General features: G+C 59.2%; 17 protein-coding genes and 1 tRNA gene. 9 read left to right on the plus strand and 9 right to left on the minus strand.

Going from position 1 to position 18,526, the window contains the following annotated elements; genetic code table 11:
- Positions 1-22: 22 nt before the first annotated feature.
- The gene (locus KCG45_RS09855) at positions 23-739 is read left to right on the plus strand and encodes a site-2 protease family protein (RefSeq protein WP_218317072.1); all 717 of its coding nucleotides are present in this window, start codon (positions 23-25) and stop codon (positions 737-739) included.
- Here the strand turns inward: KCG45_RS09855 and galK are convergent.
- The 4 genes from galK to KCG45_RS09875 are packed head-to-tail and all read right to left on the minus strand — an operon-like array spanning position 736 to position 6,516.
- On the minus strand, positions 736-1,785 hold the full coding sequence (gene galK / locus KCG45_RS09860) for a galactokinase (protein WP_218317073.1): 1,050 nt from the start codon (positions 1,783-1,785) through the stop codon (positions 736-738). The two genes, KCG45_RS09855 and galK, sit on opposite strands and share 4 nt — an antisense overlap.
- Positions 1,782-2,843 carry a galactose-1-phosphate uridylyltransferase gene (locus KCG45_RS09865; RefSeq protein ID WP_255548121.1) on the minus strand — a complete coding sequence of 354 codons (1,062 nt, stop codon included), beginning with the start codon at positions 2,841-2,843 and terminating at the stop codon, positions 1,782-1,784. The genes galK and KCG45_RS09865 overlap by 4 nt, the downstream gene beginning before the upstream one ends.
- Before the next feature lie 14 nt (positions 2,844-2,857).
- Positions 2,858-4,363 (minus strand): glycerol-3-phosphate dehydrogenase, encoded by a 1,506-nt coding sequence (glpD, locus tag KCG45_RS09870; RefSeq protein ID WP_218317075.1) that lies wholly within the window; start codon positions 4,361-4,363, stop codon positions 2,858-2,860.
- Entirely contained in the window at positions 4,360-6,516 is a 2,157-nt protein-coding gene (locus KCG45_RS09875) for an alpha-galactosidase (protein ID WP_218317076.1), read from the minus strand. The genes glpD and KCG45_RS09875 overlap by 4 nt, the downstream gene beginning before the upstream one ends.
- A gap of 80 nt (positions 6,517-6,596) precedes the next feature.
- Here KCG45_RS09875 and KCG45_RS09880 point away from each other — a divergent pair, with 80 nt between their 5' ends.
- The 6 genes from KCG45_RS09880 to KCG45_RS09905 all read left to right on the plus strand — a co-directional run bounded on the left by KCG45_RS09880 (position 6,597) and on the right by KCG45_RS09905 (position 13,690).
- A complete protein-coding gene (locus KCG45_RS09880) occupies positions 6,597-8,054 on the plus strand; it encodes an SLC5 family protein (RefSeq protein ID WP_218317077.1) in 1,458 nt (485 codons plus the stop codon).
- Positions 8,051-9,061, plus strand: a complete 1,011-nt coding sequence (truB, locus tag KCG45_RS09885; RefSeq protein ID WP_218317078.1) for a tRNA pseudouridine(55) synthase TruB — start codon at positions 8,051-8,053, stop codon at positions 9,059-9,061. The genes KCG45_RS09880 and truB overlap by 4 nt, the downstream gene beginning before the upstream one ends.
- A gap of 13 nt (positions 9,062-9,074) precedes the next feature.
- Positions 9,075-9,344 carry a 30S ribosomal protein S15 gene (gene rpsO, locus KCG45_RS09890; RefSeq protein WP_218317079.1) on the plus strand — a complete coding sequence of 90 codons (270 nt, stop codon included), beginning with the start codon at positions 9,075-9,077 and terminating at the stop codon, positions 9,342-9,344.
- 173 nt (positions 9,345-9,517) lie between these two features.
- A complete protein-coding gene (pnp, locus tag KCG45_RS09895) occupies positions 9,518-11,821 on the plus strand; it encodes a polyribonucleotide nucleotidyltransferase (protein WP_218317080.1) in 2,304 nt (767 codons plus the stop codon).
- 288 nt (positions 11,822-12,109) lie between these two features.
- A complete protein-coding gene (locus KCG45_RS09900; RefSeq protein WP_255548122.1) occupies positions 12,110-13,000 on the plus strand; it encodes a succinylglutamate desuccinylase/aspartoacylase family protein in 891 nt (296 codons plus the stop codon).
- 9 nt (positions 13,001-13,009) lie between these two features.
- On the plus strand, positions 13,010-13,690 hold the full coding sequence (locus tag KCG45_RS09905; RefSeq protein WP_218317082.1) for a spermine/spermidine synthase domain-containing protein: 681 nt from the start codon (positions 13,010-13,012) through the stop codon (positions 13,688-13,690).
- A gap of 20 nt (positions 13,691-13,710) precedes the next feature.
- Here KCG45_RS09905 and KCG45_RS09910 read toward each other — a convergent pair whose 3' ends face one another.
- From KCG45_RS09910 to KCG45_RS09920, 3 genes are all read right to left on the minus strand, one after another.
- Positions 13,711-14,640 (minus strand): DUF481 domain-containing protein, encoded by a 930-nt coding sequence (locus tag KCG45_RS09910; RefSeq protein WP_218317083.1) that lies wholly within the window; start codon positions 14,638-14,640, stop codon positions 13,711-13,713.
- Position 14,641: 1 nt separating this feature from the next.
- The gene (locus tag KCG45_RS09915; protein WP_218317084.1) at positions 14,642-15,166 is read right to left on the minus strand and encodes a DUF1993 domain-containing protein; all 525 of its coding nucleotides are present in this window, start codon (positions 15,164-15,166) and stop codon (positions 14,642-14,644) included.
- Between the two features lie 92 nt (positions 15,167-15,258).
- Complete coding sequence (locus KCG45_RS09920) at positions 15,259-15,960, minus strand: GcrA family cell cycle regulator (RefSeq protein WP_218317085.1); 702 nt, start codon at positions 15,958-15,960, stop codon at positions 15,259-15,261.
- Between the two features lie 76 nt (positions 15,961-16,036).
- On the opposite strand from KCG45_RS09920, the gene KCG45_RS09925 reads away from it, so the two are divergent.
- Positions 16,037-16,936 carry an ABC transporter permease gene (locus KCG45_RS09925; protein WP_218317086.1) on the plus strand — a complete coding sequence of 300 codons (900 nt, stop codon included), beginning with the start codon at positions 16,037-16,039 and terminating at the stop codon, positions 16,934-16,936.
- A gap of 21 nt (positions 16,937-16,957) precedes the next feature.
- Here the strand turns inward: KCG45_RS09925 and hspQ are convergent, their stop codons facing one another.
- Positions 16,958-17,338, minus strand: a complete 381-nt coding sequence (hspQ, locus tag KCG45_RS09930; RefSeq protein WP_218317087.1) for a heat shock protein HspQ — start codon at positions 17,336-17,338, stop codon at positions 16,958-16,960.
- 185 nt (positions 17,339-17,523) lie between these two features.
- Between hspQ and KCG45_RS09935 the strand changes: the two genes are divergently transcribed.
- Positions 17,524-17,613 (plus strand) — tRNA-Ser (locus KCG45_RS09935).
- Between the two features lie 50 nt (positions 17,614-17,663).
- Here the strand turns inward: KCG45_RS09935 and KCG45_RS09940 are convergent.
- Positions 17,664-18,341, minus strand: coding sequence for a hypothetical protein (locus tag KCG45_RS09940; RefSeq protein WP_218317088.1), 678 nt, complete (start codon positions 18,339-18,341; stop codon positions 17,664-17,666).
- Between the last annotated feature and the right edge of the window lie 185 nt (positions 18,342-18,526).

An 18,526-nucleotide genomic window follows, 5' to 3' on the forward strand; every position in this document is an offset into this window, starting at 1 on the left:
TCGTGGTCCCTACTTAACTGTCATGCTGCAAACACTCATACTGGCACTGGTGCTGATCCCGTGTCTCGTCATTGCCATTGTGTTTCACGAGGTCGCGCACGGATACGTGGCGAAGCTGCTCGGAGATAACACCGCCAGCGAGCAGGGACGACTCACGCTGAACCCTCTTCCGCATGTCGATCCTATTGGGACATTGCTTGTACCCGGAATGCTGGCGCTGTTCGGCGGGCCGGTGTTCGGCTGGGCAAAGCCAGTACCGGTCAACCAGAGGCGGCTCGACAATCCGCGTTACGGGATGATGGCGGTCGCTGCGGCCGGGCCCGGGATCAATTTCGTGATAGCGTTCATCGCGGCCGTAATTTTCGGACTATTCGCCCCTGATGGGGTGGCATTCGGCACGAGCGAAACCTCGTCGATGATTCTTGTCGACGCAGCTGGCGATTTCCGGCCGCTCACCACGATGCTGTTTTATTCGATGCTCATCAACGTGTTCCTGGGGTTGTTCAACCTGCTGCCGATTCCTCCATTCGACGGATCGCACATCGTCGGAGGGTTGCTGCCTCGCTCGCTCGCGGGCCAGTGGCAGAAACTACAGCAAGTCGGGATGGTTCTGCTGCTCGCGCTGATCGCCGCCAGCTGGGCGTTCGGGACAGGCTGGATTTCGCAATTCATCATGCCGCCTGTGGAATGGGCGATGAGTCACTATTTGGCGGTTGCCGAGTTCGTATCGGGAAATTAGCCGCCGCTCACCTGGTCGATGAAACGTGCCTGTCCGTGACTTGCGAGTAATGCATCCAGCCATGCGGCGCGCTCTTCTTTAGCGACGCAAGCCACATTGCAGCCGCCGAATCCGCCACCGGTAAGGCGCGCGCCGATGGCGCCAAGCTTGACCGCACTTTCCACCAGCGCATCGATTTCGGGCAGCGACATTTCAAACAGGTCGCGCATGGAGGCGTGACTTTCGTTCATCGTCTCACCGAAAGCCGCGATGTTGCGTCCATCCAGCGCGGCGATGGCTGCGTGCACCCGGGCATTTTCGGTCACACAGTGCAGCGCCCGCTTTTTCGGAGTGTCATCGAGATGAGCGGCTTCGACCGTACCGACATCGAGCAGGCACAGATCCTCCGTCCCGAAATACCGTTTTGCCGCGTCGCATTCCTCTTTGCGCGCAGCATAGCGACCATCAGACAGCTTGCGCGTCAGGCCTGAGTGAACGACAACCATGTCGTGTGTTTTCGGCAATGTTATCAGGCCATATTCGAGCCGTTTGGTATCGAGCGCCATGGCAGTTCCGGGTGACGCCAGCGCCACTGCCATCTGGTCCATGATCCCGCAGGGTACGCCCATGTATTGATTTTCGACGTGCCTTGCGGCGACAGCGAGGTCGACGTCGCTCGGGCCACCCGCATTGAGAGCCCTTGCCGCCTTCAATACCGCAACAATCAGAGCTGCCGACGATGACAGTCCCGATCCTTCGGGGATCGTCGAGAGCACATCGAGCGTTGCGCCGCCTTCGATCAGTCCCAGCGCATTTGCTTCCCGAACAGCGCCGACAACGGGATCAGCCCATTCACCGACCGCATCGTCGGCAAGGTCCCGGATTGCGGGTGCACCGTAATTGTTCGAACTGACAGCAACCGAACTGTCGTCGCGCGGCGAAAGTGTCACTTGGAGGCCGACTGCAAGCGCCGCAGGGAGTACCATTCCGCCGTTATAATCCGTGTGTTCACCGATTATGTTTACGCGGCCGGGGGCGCGGGCGGTGACGGTCTGGCTGTCGATCATAAATTCCTCAGCGCAAGCGCCGCCGCCTCTGGCATCACATCGACTGTAAACGTGCCGCTATGCTGTTCTACGGAGGCGAGATATTTCATCCGTCCGGGCGCGCGGAGAAGAGGATAGAACTGGACGGTGAAATGATAGTTCGCCGATCCGCCAGCTGGCGCGGCGTGGAATGCCATCATGGTTGCGGCGGGTTGTTCAAACAACGCATCGTACCGGCGCGTGATTTCGCCGAGCCACTCGGCCAGCGCTTCCAGCTCTTCGTCGCTGCAATCCCATGGTCCCTCGCGACGGATGCGCGGGGCAAGCCACACCTCGTAAGGAAAGCGGGCAAAGCGCGGGACGAACGCCGCCACCCCTCCGGACTGACCTATTCCGTAATCCGGCATCGCGGCTGTGATTTCGCTCGCAAGATCATATCCTTTGGCGAAGGTATCTGCGGCGCGCTGCTGGACCAGAGGCACACGCTCAAAGCCGTAAATCTGCCCATGAGGGTGGTGCAGCGTCACGCCGACTTCATCGCCCCGGTTCTCGAACGGAAGCACGTATCCGCAGCCATCCGCAAACAGCGTTTCGTAACGATCTATCAGGGCTCCGATCAGGACCTGCCTCCGGTCGGCGCCGATCGTATGCAGGCTCCCGCTCGGCTCAGGGCCGTAAACGACGACGTCACATGCACCTTTGGCGGGTTCGGTCGCGATTCCATCGAGGTTTGCCGCGTCGGATGCGGACGGGTGAAACGCTGCAAACTTGTTCTCGAAAATTGCGAGTTCGAAATCCTCGAACGGTATCTCGGTCAATGGGCCGCCGGGCAAGGTGGGGGCCAGCGGATCTTCAGCAGCGGATGGTTTGAAAGTGCGGTTCTGGCGGTGCGCGGCGTAGACATTCCACTCATCGCGCAGTGGGTGATGGCGGATTTCGCCGCCTTGCGCGATGTCGTTCGTATCTTCTGGCTGAAGAGGGAGCGCATGGCGCGCGCGGCCGTAAAGCTGGAGCATTCGCCCATCGGATTTGCGGTGATCTCGGCGGAAGATTTCCTTCCCGCCTACAGTACGCTTCAAGCAAACGGGCGAAGTCATGCCTCGACCTTCAAATGCGCGAACCATTCGCGGACCCGCGCCTGCGCGCCCTCATCCAGGTGGAGGCGGAGCTTGCTGCGACGCCAGAGGACATCCTCGGCCGTGCGCGCGAATTCGTGCTTCGCGAGGTAGTCGAGTTCGCGTGCGTAGAGGTCACCGCCCATATGGGGGCCGAGATCGTTGATCCCTTTCGCATTGCCGATCATCGCGGCAATACGCGTTCCGTATGCGCGGGTCATGCGCTGGAGTGCGCTCTGCGGCAGCCAAGGATAGCGCTGCCCAGTCTTCGCGACAAATTCATCGAACCGCTCGGGGTCGATATCGCCGCCGGGCAAATCCTTCGAGGCGGTCCAAGACGATCCTGGAACGTTCAATTTTTCGAGCGCGTGTTCGGCGAGTTTGCGATATGTTGTGATCTTCCCGCCGAATATCGAAAGGAGCGCGGGCGCGCGGTCGTCCGCACCGCGATCGAGTTCAAAGACGTAATCCCTTGTGACTGTCGAATTCGAGCTGGACTTGTCGTCGTAAAGCGGTCTGACCCCGGCATAGCTTGCCACCGCCTGGTCCGGTGCAATGTCGACCCGCAGATATTCATTCGCCGCGTCGCAAATATATGCCGCCTCTTCAGCTGAGATATCGATCCCGGTCGGATCGCCCTCGAAACCTTGATCGGTCGTGCCGACCAGAGTGAAATCGCGCTCGTAAGGGATCGCGAAGATGATCCGGTCGTCCTTGTTCTGGAATATGTAGCAATGATCGCCTTCGAACAGGCGCGGAAAGATCAGGTGGCTGCCTTTGACTAGGCGCAAGTTTTCGTGATCCGCCCCGGGCGCGGCGCGGTCTAGCACCTTGTCGACCCATGGCCCGGCTGCGTTTACGACCGTCCGGGCCAAGACAGTTTCTTCCCCAGAATCGCCGCGCAGGGTCGCAGTCCAGGCTTTCGCACCGCGTTCCAAGCGGGTGCATTCGGTTCGGGTCCGGATTCCCGCCCCTTTTTCAGCAGCATCGACGCAGTTGAGCACCACGAGCCGTGAATCCTCGACCCAGCAATCGGAATATTCGAAACCCTTGGTTAGTCGGTCTTCGAGGATATGCGCATGTGGCTCCTCGCGCAGGTCGATTGTTAGGGTAGGCGGGAGCAACTTTCGCCCGCCAAGATGGTCGTACATGAACAGGCCAAGCCGGAGCATCCAGCTGGGACGCAGGCCCTTATCGTGCGGGAGAACAAACCTCATCGGCCAGATGATATGCGGCGCGATATTGAGCAGCCGTTCGCGCTCGATCAGGCTCTCTCGCACCAGCCGAAATTCGAGGTGCTCAAGGTATCGCAGACCGCCGTGAACCAGCTTGGTCGAGGCGCTGGATGTGTGGCTCGCGAGATCGTCTTTTTCTACAAGCAGAACCTTCAGGCCGCGACCGGCCGCGTCGCGTGCGATACCTGCGCCATTGATGCCTCCGCCAACAACCAGCAGATCGTACATGTCCGTTTCGCTGTCGATCATTCGCGGGCTTCCAAGTGGTAAATCAGGCACGTATCGGGGAAGGTGAGCGGCGGCTGCATACCATGGTTCATCAGGGCTGCACCCGAAAAAGCATGGCCATCGCGGACAAGATCGGCGGCATCGACAATCGAAGGCGCGCTGATCGAGGGATTGTGCTGCGGCCAGACGAGCCGGACACAGTATCGCTTCGTCTCGTCGAGGCCGAGGAACACGATCCGCTTCGGCAGGGTCGCCAATTCCGTGTCTAGAACTGCATAGGAATAGAGCGCCTCACTGCGATCGCGCGATACGCACCCGATGAGGTTGGTGCCATCCGGTGAAGGGAGGCGATAAAACTTGCCTTCGTGGATCAGGCTGCGGTGCTTCTTGTGGAGCGCGATGCCTGCTCGCAGCACTCCGAGATCGATCTCGCTTTCCGCGCGCAGATCAAGCTCCACACCCATATGACCCAACATGGCGCTGCCTACGCGGAAGGCCATGTCGAACCGCCTGCCGGTGATATGACACCTGCGTGGTCCGACGTGATTGCCGAGCACCCAAAGCGGGAAGAAATGGCTGGCACCACGCATGATTTCGTGCCGTTTGCGAGCGTCGTTATTGTCCGAAGTCCAGACACGGTCGGCGCGGCGCATGATCCCAAAATCCGCCCGGGCGCCGCCCGATGAGCAGCTCTCGATCTCCAGTCTCGGATGGGCAGCGCGCAAATCTTCGATCAGCGCATATACTGCGCAAGTTTGCTTATGCGTCGCCGCCTTACCGCCGCTACCGGGGAAGTGCGTGTCGCGGTTCATATCCCATTTGATGTAGTCGATTTTGTATTCGCGAACGAGCGCATCGATTCGCTCGAAAAGATGGTCGCGGACTTCTGATCGGGTCAGGTCCAGGGTCAGCTGGTTTCTCGACGGGATAGGCTCCACACCGTCCACCCCAAGTACCCAGTCGGGATGAGCTCGAAACAGGTCGCTATCCGGATTGACCATTTCGGGTTCGAACCACAGCCCGAATTCCATGCCAAGTTCCTTGACGCGGTGGACCACGGGATGCAGGCCATCCGGATACACGTCCTTGGACACCCACCAATCGCCAAGCCCGGCGCGGTCGTTGCGGCGCGCGCCGAACCAGCCATCGTCCAGTACGAACCGTTCTGCTCCAATACTCGCAGCACGCTCGGCCAGATCGATCAGCGCCTGCACATCGTGGTTGAAATAGACCGCTTCCCAGGTGTTGTAATGGACCGGTCGCGGCTTCGACGTGATCCGCCGATCGGCGATGGTATCGGTGAGGTGCGCGTGAAACGACTGGCTCACGCCGTTCAGTCCTTCGTCCGACCAGGCAGCGAGCAGGTCCGGTGTGCGATAGCTCTCGCCTCGCGCCAGTCGGATCTCCCCTGGAAGAAGCAATTCACCCGCTTGTACATGCGCCTGATTGTCGGCCGAATGTTCAATCCTCAGGCGGTGGTTGCCGCTCCACGCGAGATGAAAACCCATGGCCGGCCCTGAAGTTTCTGTCGTCTCTGACGCTGCAAGAATGCCGCCGGGAAAGGCGTGGTGACTCGTCCGTCCCGATCTGGTCTCGCGGACGATGCTACCGTAGAAAGCGGGAATTTCCTCCGTCGCAAATTCGCCTGCCCATTTCCCGGTGAAACTGATGAAACGCGAGAGTCGTGGGTCGAACGGCAGACACATAGCTGCTGACCATTCAATATCGAGGTCGTCGTCATTCAGGTTTTGGATTGTAGTTGCCGACGCGAGCATCCCCGTACCGGGCTCAATCGCAAGAGCATGGAGTACCGCTATCCCGCTCCGGCGATCTTCGCAGCGGATCGTTGTCGCTGCCGCTCCGGTCTTTTCGATCCCCACAACACGCAGGTCGATAGCCCAATCACGTCCCGCGCGATGTGCGAGCAGCCCCGGTGCCCCCGAAACGCCTGTTCCTATCTCGTTGAGGAGGGATCCGCGCAGCGGTATCGAAGCGCTTCCCGGCGCATGCTGGCGCGTTGTAAGCAAAGCCAGTTCCGCGGCGCCCGTTTCGGGGATATCGGGTCCCGCGTAGAGCATAACGGGGCGCTCGCCGGCTTCCGCTTCGATAGCGACCAGCGTGCCGCCAGCGCGCAATTCGACACAGTTGGGGAGGGCAGATGCAGACCGGGTCATTTCCCATCGCAATGCGGCACTCCTTCGGTTAGGACAACGAAAATCCGCCTGAAGATGCGGGTTCGGGTGAGAGGGTTTTCATGAGCACAGTCCAAGTTGCGGTTTTCATTGCGATCACCGCCCTCATCGCTTTTGTGACCTACATGCACTGCCGGGGAAAGCGCGGAACTGGTCCTCAGGATGAGCGGGATTATTTCCTCGCGAACGGGTCGCTGCCGTGGTTTTTCGTGGCAGGTTCGATCACGTTGACTAACCTTTCGACGGATCAACTCGTCAGCATGAACGGCAACCAGATGCTGCTGGTCGCGTGGTGGGAATTCGCCGCAGTGGTCGGCCTGTTCATTCTCGCTTACGTGTTCCTGCCGGTCTACTACCGCGAGCAATGCACCACCACGACTGAGTTGCTGCAGAAAAAGTTCGGCGACAAGCATATCCGCGCGCTCATTTCGGTGCTGTTTCTGGCAGGCAATCTGTTCATCTTCCTGCCTGCCATACTTTATGGCGGCTCCCGCTTCTTCCTTTCGATGCTGGGGCTCGATGGCGGCATCGAAAACCTCATGATCTCTTCGGTGCTCCTTGCCAGTATCGGTGCCGCCTATGCGATTTTCGGTGGTCTGCGCGCGGTCGCGGTATCTGACACATATTCCGGTGTGCTCGTTTTGGGGCTCGCGATCCTCGTTGCCTATCTCGCCCTCGTCGCCATCGACTTCGATTTGAGCGGTATCCCGGCCGAGCGGCTGACGCTCATCGGTGACAATGACAGCGACATTCCTTGGCACACATTACTGACTGGCATGATTTTCATCCAGACGTTCTACTGGTCAACCAATCAGACGATTACGCAGCGCGCGATGGCATCGCCCACTATTCGCGAGGCGCAAAAGGGCGTGCTGGCAGCTGCGGGCATTCGCCTGCTCATCGTGCCTCTCATCGTCGTGGTTCCTGGGATCGTTTCCTACAAGCTGTTCGGCGATGTCCCCTCTGATGGCGCTTACGGCATGATTGTGGCCGAAGTTCTCCCGCTGTGGCTGTCCGGTGCGTTTGCGGCTGCGATCGTCGCAGCCATCCTTACCAGTTTCAATTCGATCCTGAACGCTTCGGCCGCGCTTTATGTCTGCGACATTCATGAAGCCTATGTGCGCGAGGATGTGACGCGGGTTGGGCGGCTGGGGGCAATCGTTTCGGTGGTGATGAGCGTGCTGGCGCTCGGATTGGTTCCGTTTTTTGCCACGCAGGAAAGCCTGATCAACACGGTGCAGCAGCTCTACGGCCTCTTGTCGATGCCCATCCTCAGCGCCTTCGTCGTCGGATTGTGCTTCCGGAATGTCGAGGCGCGCGCCGCCATGATCGGTGTCGTGCTTGGCGTGGCCTTCTACGCATATTGGAGCATGATCTGGCAGCCGGCGCACTACATTCATGGAATGGCTGTAACGCTGATCTTCGCCGTGCTCGTTTCTCTGCTCGCGAACCGGATTGTCTTTCGCCGAAGCGCAGAGCTGGCGATAGGGCAGGGCGATCCTCAGCCGCTCGGGACATGAGCGATCGAAAGCCGCCTCCGCATGGATGGCTAATCCTGGACAAGCCGCGCGGGCTGGGATCGACGCAGGCTGTCGCAGCGGTGAAGCGCAACCTGCGCGAAGGGGGCTATGCCAAAACCAAAGTTGGGCATGGCGGCACGCTCGATCCGCTTGCAGAGGGTGTTTTACCTATCGCACTGGGAGAGGCGACGAAGCTTGCCGGGCGGATGCTGGATGCCAGCAAGATTTACGAATTCACGATCCAGTTCGGTGAAGAGACCGACACGCTCGATGCAGAGGGCAAGGTCGTTCAGCGATCAAACCGAATTCCTCCCATGGCCGCAATCGCTGCTGTGCTCGGCCATTTCACCGGAGAAATGGAGCAAGTTCCGCCAGCCTATTCCGCGCTCAAGGTCGATGGACAGCGCGCATATGATCTCGCGCGCAAGGGAGAAGAAGTTGCGCTTAAAAGCAGGAATGTCTTGATCCATTCGCTCGAACTTGCCTCGGGTTATTCGGACGATGCAGACGCCCGGCAGTTGGGTTCGGCTTTTGCTGATACCGAAGGGCGGCCCGATCCTTACGATCCCACCGCGCCGCTCGTCGTCGCATCGAGCGTAACGTTGATAGCCCACGTTTCCAAGGGCACTTATGTCCGGTCCCTCGCGCGGGATATCGCCCGGGCCCTTGGAACATGCGGCCACGTTACCTATCTATGTCGGGTCAAGGCCGGCCCTTTCGTGCAAGACCAGGCGATTTCACTGGACAAACTCAACGAAATCGGTACTGGCGCGCCATTGAACGACCTCCTCCTGCCGCTCGAGGCAGGGCTGGACGACATCCCGGCCCTTATTCTCGATCAGACTAGCGCGCAGGCGGTCCGCCAGGGCCGGGTCCTGTCTGAACTGCCCCAACCATCCGGGCTTTACTGTGCGATGCTGGACAATGTTCCGGTGGCGCTGGTGGAAATCATGGATGGCACGGCCAAGGTCGTGAGGGGTTTTAACCTTCCCGATGTCGCTGAGTAAGAAAGAGAATACCATGTCGGTAACAACCGAAGAAAAAGCCAAGATCATCAAGGACCACGCCCAAGGCAAAGGCGACACCGGAAGCCCGGAAGTACAGGTAGCCATCCTGACCCAGCGCATCCGCAACCTGACCGATCACTTTAAGGGCAACCATAAAGACAACCATTCGCGCCGCGGCCTTCTCATGATGGTCAACAAGCGCCGTAACCTGCTCGCCTATCTCAAGAAGAAAGACGTCGAGCGGTACAACGCGCTGATCCAGAAGCTGGGTCTGCGTAAATAAGAGTCTCGTGATCAAGGCGGCTCCAACGGGCCGCCTTTTTCGCATTTGGGCTTACGAACATCCGGTTCGCAAGCCTTGGGGCAGATAGAAGCTCCGCACCGGACCGAGCCGGCACACTCGGAAAAAGTAGGCCCCGCACTGCAATGTGGCAGGCGGGTTCAAAAGGAAAATACATGTTCGACAAGAAAACCGTATCGCTGGAGTGGGGCGGAAAAACCCTCACCCTCGAAACCGGACAGATCGCCCGTCAAGCAGACGGCGCCGTTCTGGCCACCTATGGCGAAACCGTGGTGCTGTGCGCAGTCACCGCTGCCAAGTCCGTGAAGGAAGGGCAGGACTTCTTCCCGCTCACCGTTCACTATCAGGAAAAATTCTCTGCAGCCGGCCGTATCCCGGGCGGTTTCTTCAAGCGTGAGGGCCGCGCGACCGAGAAGGAAACGCTGACCAGCCGCCTTATCGATCGGCCTTGCCGTCCGCTCTTCCCTGAGGGGTTCTACAACGAAATCAACGTGATCTGTCAGGTTCTCTCTTATGACGGCGAGACCGAGCCCGATATCGTTGCCATGATCGCCGCTTCGGCTGCGCTCACCATTTCCGGCCTGCCGTTCATGGGCCCGATCGGCGCAGCGCGTGTCGGATTCTCCAATGATGGCGAATACGTCCTCAACCCGACCGTCGCCGACGCTCTGGGCGAAGACGGCAATCTCGACCTCGTCGTTGCAGCGACCCAGGACGCTGTGATGATGGTCGAATCCGAAGCGAAGGAACTGACCGAAGAGCAGATGCTCGGCGCTGTCATGTTCGCGCATGAGGAAAGCCGCAAGGTCATCGGTGCGATCATCGATCTCGCCGAACAGGCTGCCAAGGATCCGTGGGAACTCGATCCGGTCGAAGACAAGACGGCTGCTCTCGAAGAGCTGCGTGGTGTCATCGGTAACGATCTGGCCGCTGCCTACAAGATCACCGACAAGTCGGCCCGTCAGGATGCCGTGAACGCCGCCCGTGAAAAGGCGCGGACACACTATGCCGACCTCGCAGAGAGCGATCCGGCGGAATATATGGGCCGCCTCAAGCTCGTGAAGAAGCTGGAAAGCGACATAGTGCGTAAGGCGATCCTCAAGGACGGTCAGCGTATCGACGGCCGCAAGACCGACGAAGTCCGCCCGATCGAGGCGATGGTCGGTCTGCTTCCCCGCACGCACGGTTCGGCGCTGTTCACCCGCGGTGAGACGCAGGCGATCTGTACCACCACGCTGGGCACGAAAGATGCCGAGCAGATGATCGATGGCCTGGAAGGTCTCAGCTACAGCAACTTCATGCTGCACTATAACTTCCCGCCCTATTCGGTCGGCGAAGTGGGCCGCTTCGGTTTCACCAGCCGCCGCGAAACCGGCCACGGCAAGCTCGCCTTCCGCGCGCTCCGTCCGGTCCTGCCAACGGTTGAAGACTTCCCGTACACCATCCGCGTTCTGTCGGACATCACCGAGTCCAACGGCTCGTCCTCGATGGCAACGGTTTGTGGTGGCTCGCTCTCGATGATGGATGCAGGCGTTCCGCTGACGCGTCCGGTTTCGGGTATCGCCATGGGCCTCATCCTGGAAGGTGAAGAGTTCACCGTGCTGTCCGACATTCTGGGTGACGAAGATCACCTCGGCGACATGGACTTCAAGGTGGCCGGTTCTGAAGAAGGCATCACCAGCCTCCAGATGGACATCAAGGTTGCGGGCATCACGCAGGAAATCATGACTCAGGCGCTGGAGCAGGCGAAAGCCGGTCGTGCGCACATTCTGGGCAAGATGACAGAAGCACTCAGCAGCTCGCGCGGCGAAGTCAGCAAGCACGCACCGCGTATCGAAACGATGCAGATCGACAAGTCGAAGATCCGCGACGTTATCGGCACGGGCGGCAAGGTGATCCGTGAGATCGTCGCTGAAACCGGCGCCAAGGTCGATATCGACGACGAAGGTGTGATCAAGATCAGCTCTTCGAACGCTGATGAAATCGCAGCCGCTCGCAAGTGGATCGAAGGCATTACCGAAGAGGCTGAGGTGGGCAAGATCTACGAAGGCAAGGTCGTCAACATCGTCGATTTCGGCGCATTTGTGAACTTCATGGGCGGCAAGGACGGTCTCGTCCATGTGTCCGAGATGAAGAACGAGCGCGTAGAGAAACCAACCGACGTCGTTTCCGAAGGACAGGAAGTTAAGGTCAAGGTTCTCGAAATCGACCAACGCGGCAAAGTCCGCCTGTCGATGCGTGTCGTCGATCAGGAAACCGGTGAAGAGCTGGAAGACACCCGTCCACCACGCGAGCCGCGCGGTGACAAGGGTGGCCGTGGCGGTGATCGCCGTGGACCGCGCGGTGGCGGCGGTGGCCGTGGTCGCGGTGGAGACCGCGGAGGCCGCGGACGTGACGGCGGCGGCGACAAGGGCGGTAACGACGGCCCGGCAGCCATGCCCGACTTCCTGAAAGACTAAAGCTTTCGGTACAGACAGAAAAGGGCCACACGGAGCGATCCGGGTGGCCCTTTTTTGCACCCGGGTGCGTCTACCGGCCCTTTTGCTCATGCTGATCCGATCCGGTTCTATTTCGAAAGGTCAGACACTTTGGCCCAATCTCCTTTAGCTCAGCCATTCCACTTTGCAGGCCATACGGTCGAACCGGGCACCAGCGCTACGATTGACGTTCCCGTTAGCCGCCTTTCCACGGCCACGGAAATTTCGATGCGGGTGCGTGTGATCCACGGAAGGAAACCTGGCCCGGTAATGTTCATCAGCGGCAGCGTGCATGGCGATGAGATCATCGGTGTGGAAATATGTAGGCGGGTGATCAACGCTGTCTCGGCAAAGCGACTTGCAGGGACATTGCTGTGTGTCCCTATCGTTAATGCCTATGGCTTCGTTCAGCACCAACGGTATCTGCCCGATCGCCGCGATCTCAACCGCTGCTTTCCCGGCTCGCCCAAAGGCTCGCTCGCGGCGCAACTGGCGCACCATTTTACCGAACAGATCATCGCGCGCAGCACCATCGGTATCGATCTGCATTCAGCCGGGCTGCACCGCGAAAACCTTCCGCAAATCCGCATCAGTGAAGGCCGGACGAGAGCGGCCGAACTGGCGGAAATCTTCGCCGCTCCCGCAATCATCGTATCGAACCTGCGCGATGGATCCTTGCGCCAGACGGCAGCGGATCATGATTGCGACGTGTTGCTCTTGGAAGCCGGTGAGGCATTGCGGTTCGACGAGCTCAGCATGCGCGTCGGTGTGCAGGGCATTCTGCGCGTCATGGCGCATCTCGGGATGAATGTCCGGCTGCCGCGCAAGGTAGGGGCCAGGCCCATCCGCAGTCACCGCACGAGCTGGTTACGCGCGCCCGCCGGGGGCATATTCCGTGCCACCAAAACCAACGGCGCGGCGGTCCAAAAAGGCGAGACCATCGGTTTTCTTGCGGATCCTTTCGGTGACGTGGACGAGCCTGTAGAGGCGCACATTTCGGGTGTGATTATCGGGCGTAGCAATTTGCCAGTGGTCAATCAGGGCGATGCATTGATGCACATTGCCGAGGTGGACCGCCACGCAACGGCAGAAGACCGTCTGAACGATATTGAAGACGCGGCCTTTGCCGATGGACTGTTCGATGAAGACGAAATCGTTTAGCGGCCAGCCATGCTAAAACGCGAACTCATCGATTCCACCACAATAGACGACGGCGAAATGCTGGAGCTGTACAGCCACGGGCGCGACTTCATGATCGTGCTGGGACGCAACGAGCTGATGAGCACTCGCATGCAGTTTTCGGAGGAGCAGCTCGCCGAGCTTACGCTGCAGCGGTTGGGCAAACAGACCCCGCGAATCCTGATCGGCGGTTACGGCATGGGATTTACTTTGCGCAAGGCGCTGTCTCTGCTGGGTCAGCGCGCGGATGTCGTCGTCGCGGAGATTTCTCACAGCATAATCGAATGGGCCGAAGGGCCAATGGTCGAGCTCACAGGAGAGGCTCTGTCCGATCCACGGCTAGACCTCAAGATCTGCGATGTCGGCGCGCTGATAGACGATGCGAACGACGGTACTTGCGACAAGTATGACGCGATCCTGATGGACGTAGACAACGGACCTGACGGCCTCGTACGCGACCAGAACAACCGCCTTTATTCGCGCACAGGTCTTGCCAAGGCGCGGGAAGCGCTAAAGCCGGGGGGAGTGCTGTCGATCTGGTCGGCCGCGCCCGATCACAAGTTCACTCAGCGCCTGATCGGAGCAGGCTTCGATGTCGAAATGCGCGAAGTACGGGCGCGGCCGAACAACAAGGGCCCCCGGCACACCATCTGGTTCTCTCAGCGTAAATGATTTCAGGCGGAACGCCGCGTCTAGAAGCCGTAAATCAGTGTGACCCGGCTAAGCGTGTCGGTCCGCACCGCGCCCGCCGGTGGATCGGTATCGTGTTCGAGCGTGTAGGATAGCCGCACTTGAAATGCGTCGGAGATGCCGGCCTGTATCCCAGTCTCCGAAATGTAAGTGCTTGATCCGCTTTGAACGAACGCACTGGCATTCTGTGTGAACGCGACCTTCTTGGCGATCTGCCAATCGAAATCCGCTTCGGCCAGTGCCGCAAGATTGCTTTCGGTTTCGCCGCCGATCCTCTCCGTCCGGCGCCAGGCAGGGCCCGCTTTCAGCGATAGCGACGCGGTCTCGGTGGCTATAACATCGTAACCGAGACCGCCCGATACCGAATAGCGAGCCGAGAAGCCCTGGAAGCGATCGCGCTCATATTGCGCGAGTGCATAGGCAAAGAGGCGTTCCGAAATTTTGTAATTGGGCTCGTACCGGGCGACGAACTGCTCACGGGTTGTAACTCCGTTCGAGCGTTGAAAGTCCGCCCGTCCGGAGAGCTTGTGACGCCAGTCGATGCCCTCTCGGGTCAAGGCAAGGCCTGCGGTCACACCCGTATTGGACGAATTGCCTGTAGAACGAAATGCGCCGAGTTCCCCTTCGCCGGACCAGTTCTGGAACAGGCCAGCATTGCGGATTGCCTGCTCGTTTGCAGTTTCCTCGGCTGCAACCTCGAGCGCCAGCTGCGCTTCGTAGTCCATCAGGATCGCGTCGAATTCCGCGGTGTCGTCTGGATTGGTTTCGCGCGCGATTTCGATAATGGCGCGGATCTTGGTCTCGTCGCCAGACTCCAGCGCTGCATCGATCATTGCCTGGACCGGGTCGGGGATATCGGCAAGTCCGGCCGTCGGGGCAGTGATTGCGACGGCGCCCGCAAGCGCAGGGATCAGGCCGAGTTGTCTAGGCATCTTAGCCCCTTTTGATGCGCACAGCGCCCATGAAGTCCATCTTTCCGATTTGTACTCCCAGCATCCGGGCAATCGAATAGGCTGCGCTCGCATGGAAATAGAAGTTCGGCTGGCTGAAGCTCAGAAGGAAGTCTTCGACTGTGAAGTCCATCCTGCGATCTTTGAATTCAAACCGCATGTCGCGGCCCATCCAGCTTTCCATTTCCTCTTCGCCAATCGTTTCCATGACGGTGCGAGCATCTGAGATTTTCGCGCGCAATTCTATGAAGGTGGTTGGCGGCGGATTGAGGTCGGGACTGTACACCCCTTCGCGAACAGCTTCGATCGATCCTGCCGTGTGTTCGGCGACGCTTTTGATCTGGTAGCAGAAGGGGAGCATGTCATCGATCAGCTTGGCACCCAATATCGCGGACTGGTCGCATTCCTGCGCGGTGCACCACTGCTCTGTCACGTCAAGCAGGTGATCGGCAGTGCCCAACATCTGGATGGCACTTGGGACGTAGGCGGCTTGAAGCGAAAGGGGCATGATTATCTCCTATGCGAAGGCGATGTCAGAACTGTTCCAGCAAAAGGCCCGCCGGTCGAAACCGGCGGGCCTTCAAAATTGCAATGATCGGTTTAGCGTACGCGCGGTCCGCCAAACGGCAAAGGGGGTGGGGGGCGTCGGGCACCGCGGGGTAGCTGCGCCTGATAGGCCCGACCGCAATGCTCCACGCAATACGGAAATCCCGGGTTTACGGCCTCTCCGCAAAAGTGAAAATCGGGTTCGCCAGGGTGACCCATCGGCCACCGGCATACTTTGTCCGATAGATCGAGCAGGCTCGTCTTGTCGGCGATTTCCGGGCTCGGTTTGGCCGGAACAAGCCGACGGGGCGGGGCAGGTGGAATGGGCGGTTGCTGATCCCCTGGCCCTTGGCGCAGGAACCCGCCGGGACCGACCGATACGATTTTCGGGAGGTTTGGCGTCGGGTTAGGCACCGGTTGAGACGGTGATCCATCATTCTTGGGTGGTGCATCCGTGTTCGCATTTGCGGACGCGGCAGAGGTTGCCACCGGACGCGCAGCTGGCTTTGATGTCGTAGCCTTGGCCGACGGCGCCTTTTTCGCGGGAGCCGCAGTCTTGCTGGCCGCCTTCTTTGCAGCCTTTTTCTTTTCGTTGGCTTTTACCGGAGATGGTCGGGATTTCAGGCCCAGTCGGTGAGCCTTGCCAATCACGGCATTCCGGCTGACGCCGCCCAATTCTTCCGCGATTTGGCTGGCGGTCGATCCGCCTTCCCACATCTTTTTGAGCGTTCCGATCCGCTCGTCAGTCCAACTCATAGATGTCTATCCGTTCTTAATTCTGTTCAAGCGTCCGGCTTGTCAGTTTCAGGCCAAGGCCCTAGGCGGCGAAGCCATGCAAAAGCAAGCTTCACAAGGTTCAACTGCAGGCTCCGTATCGGACGCCGCTCCCGAAGACGATGCAACCGGCGGGAGCATCCGGTTCCCCCCGCGCGGCCAGCCGGTCATCACCGGGATCAATCGCACAGGCTTGTTCGCCCTCTATATGAAGGAGGTGCGCCGGTTTCTCAAGGTGCAGACGCAAACGATTTGGGCCCCGGCGGTTACGACCTTGCTCTTTCTCGTCATTTTCACGGTCGCACTGGGCCGGGGGGGGCGCGAAGTGCTCGGCGTACCTTTTGCCAGTTTCGTCGCGCCTGGGCTGATCGTGATGGGCATGATGCAGAATGCCTTTGCCAATTCCTCGTTCTCGCTGCTTTCAGGAAAAATCCAGGGAACGATAATCGACTTGCTGATGCCACCGCTTTCGCCGGGTGAGTTAATGAGCGGCATCGTGCTTGCGGCCGTGACACGGGCTATCGCTGTCGGCTGCGCAGTCGCACTGGCGATGGTGCTTTGGCCCGATGTAAGCTTGGCGATCGAGCATGGCTGGGCGATCATCTGGTTTGGTCTAATGGGATCGGCAATGCTCGCTTTGCTGGGTCTTGGGACGTCGATTTGGGCTGAGAAATTCGATCACAATGCGGCGATCACCAATTTCATTATCGCGCCGCTTTCGCTGCTTTCGGGCACATTCTACGTGCTCGACAACCTTGCCCCCACGTTCCAAGCGGTAAGCCGCGCCAACCCGTTCTTCTACGTCATTTCGGGATTCAGGTACGGCTTTCTGGGAGAAAGCGACATCGGAAGCGCAAGCGATGTGATGATGGCCGCAATCGGCATCGGTGTCTTCAATATGCTGATCGCGGTCGCGGTCTATTTCGTGCTGCGATCGGGGTGGAAGCTGAAGAGCTGAGGGACCTTTTACAGTCGCCGATCAATGTGTCAGCGAACGGCGCATCCTATAACGGCCGTCCTTGAACTGCTCAAAAAGCTCTGAAACAGTCGGATGATCCACCGGCCCGCGAACAGCATCCGCTAAGAGGTTGCCTTGGCTAACATACGCAACGTAGCTCTCGTCATCGTTCTCGGCGAGGAGATGATAGAACGGTTGATCCCGCAGCGGACGAATGTCTTCGGGAATGGATTGATACCATTCTTCGCTGTTCGCAAATACCGGATCGATATCGAAGACGACCCCGCGGAAATCGAACATTCGGTGCCGAACGACATCGCCGATGCCGAACCGCGTGCGCGTCTGCCTCGGCGCGTTGATCGTCCGGCCTGCCTGGGTGGAAAAGAACTCTGAGCGCTCCATGATCTAGGGAATATGGACCTTAGCAATCGCAAAACAAGCGGAATGCCCGGTGCCGCGCGAAGATATGCCCCATTTTTGTGACCCAAGAGGTCTTGGCAAGCTGAAATGCCTGCGCTAACGCGCGCGCTCCCTTCCATGAGTGGCCGCCGAATTGATACCGACCTGGCGGTCCGATCGAGGGACGCGGAGAGATGCCGGAGTGGTCGAACGGGGTAGTCTCGAAAACTACTGTGCCCTTACGGGTACCCAGGGTTCGAATCCCTGTCTCTCCGCCAACTTTCCAATCGCAGTCTGAATACGAGCCCTCAGCCTACCTGACGTGCAGTCAAGGATGAAGCACGATCTGATCGTCGATCGGGTCGTACCGGATGTCGATGCCTGCATCGCGCACTTGTTGAAAGGAAACGAGTTCGCTCGATGCGAGCTGCGATGGCATGCCAGAGTGCAATTCCGATTGTTCGAGCAGGCTTTTCAGTTCGTCACCGCGTACAAAGATGCGCGCGTTCTGATCGATCGTGACGGTCATCGATCCCAGATTTGTCCCTTGGTTGATCAAGGATTTTCGCACTTCGATAAGGTCGCCTCCCACAGGTCTTACGTCTGCAGCTGACGCTGGTTGTTCGCCAAGGTCGAATGCGATTGACGCAAGTGAAGCATCGCCAATGGCTATCGGGGCACGAGCGCTTGCCTCGTTTTTAGCAGTGCGGGCGAGTGCAGGGTCGATTGCAGGTTGTGACGGCTTTGAGTTCTGACTGTCAGCTCCGTCAATCTGCGCCGTTCGTGCGCCGGCCCCGGATCGTGGCTCCGGCTCAAATTCTTTCGCAGATGCATTCTCGCTCAAGGGCGGCGCATCATTTGGCGAGACCAGCGATGGCACGGAATTCGACTGCTCGATCAAATACGGAAGCGATGTCCCCGCGATCAGCGCTACGATGACTAGCGCCAAACAAGCGAACAGCACCTTGTCTTCTCTGACGCCGCTCTTGGCGCGTGTTTCCTCCACGAGACGATCCCCCGAATTCCCGATGAGTCATTACAACTGCGAACTGTCACTCATAGCCCGATTTGTTTTCAAATCCTCAAACAAATCGAACTCTTTTCGCGCCGCCTACCCGCAGATTGCTTGATTTTCAGGGCCTTAGATTCGCGTTCAGCGATTCGATGAGGGTGAGGCGATTCGGTGTCACG

The sequence above is a fragment of the Erythrobacter ani genome (assembly GCF_019204025.1).
GTDB classification, from domain to species: domain Bacteria; phylum Pseudomonadota; class Alphaproteobacteria; order Sphingomonadales; family Sphingomonadaceae; genus Erythrobacter; species Erythrobacter ani.

Coding starts and splice junctions, on each gene's coding strand:
- KCG45_RS09920 (WP_218317085.1), bottom strand. CDS start 15,960: ATGAGTTGGACTGACGAGCGGATCGGAACGCTCAAAAAGATGTGGGAA.
- KCG45_RS09915 (WP_218317084.1), bottom strand. CDS start 15,166: ATGCCCCTTTCGCTTCAAGCCGCCTACGTCCCAAGTGCCATCCAGATG.
- KCG45_RS09910 (WP_218317083.1), bottom strand. CDS start 14,640: ATGCCTAGACAACTCGGCCTGATCCCTGCGCTTGCGGGCGCCGTCGCA.
- KCG45_RS09905 (WP_218317082.1), top strand. CDS start 13,010: ATGCTAAAACGCGAACTCATCGATTCCACCACAATAGACGACGGCGAA.
- hspQ (WP_218317087.1), bottom strand. CDS start 17,338: ATGGAGCGCTCAGAGTTCTTTTCCACCCAGGCAGGCCGGACGATCAAC.
- KCG45_RS09925 (WP_218317086.1), top strand. CDS start 16,037: ATGCAAAAGCAAGCTTCACAAGGTTCAACTGCAGGCTCCGTATCGGAC.
- KCG45_RS09880 (WP_218317077.1), top strand. CDS start 6,597: ATGAGCACAGTCCAAGTTGCGGTTTTCATTGCGATCACCGCCCTCATC.
- truB (WP_218317078.1), top strand. CDS start 8,051: ATGAGCGATCGAAAGCCGCCTCCGCATGGATGGCTAATCCTGGACAAG.
- pnp (WP_218317080.1), top strand. CDS start 9,518: ATGTTCGACAAGAAAACCGTATCGCTGGAGTGGGGCGGAAAAACCCTC.
- rpsO (WP_218317079.1), top strand. CDS start 9,075: ATGTCGGTAACAACCGAAGAAAAAGCCAAGATCATCAAGGACCACGCC.
- KCG45_RS09875 (WP_218317076.1), bottom strand. CDS start 6,516: ATGACCCGGTCTGCATCTGCCCTCCCCAACTGTGTCGAATTGCGCGCT.
- glpD (WP_218317075.1), bottom strand. CDS start 4,363: ATGATCGACAGCGAAACGGACATGTACGATCTGCTGGTTGTTGGCGGA.
- galK (WP_218317073.1), bottom strand. CDS start 1,785: ATGATCGACAGCCAGACCGTCACCGCCCGCGCCCCCGGCCGCGTAAAC.
- KCG45_RS09900 (WP_255548122.1), top strand. CDS start 12,110: ATGTTCATCAGCGGCAGCGTGCATGGCGATGAGATCATCGGTGTGGAA.
- KCG45_RS09855 (WP_218317072.1), top strand. CDS start 23: ATGCTGCAAACACTCATACTGGCACTGGTGCTGATCCCGTGTCTCGTC.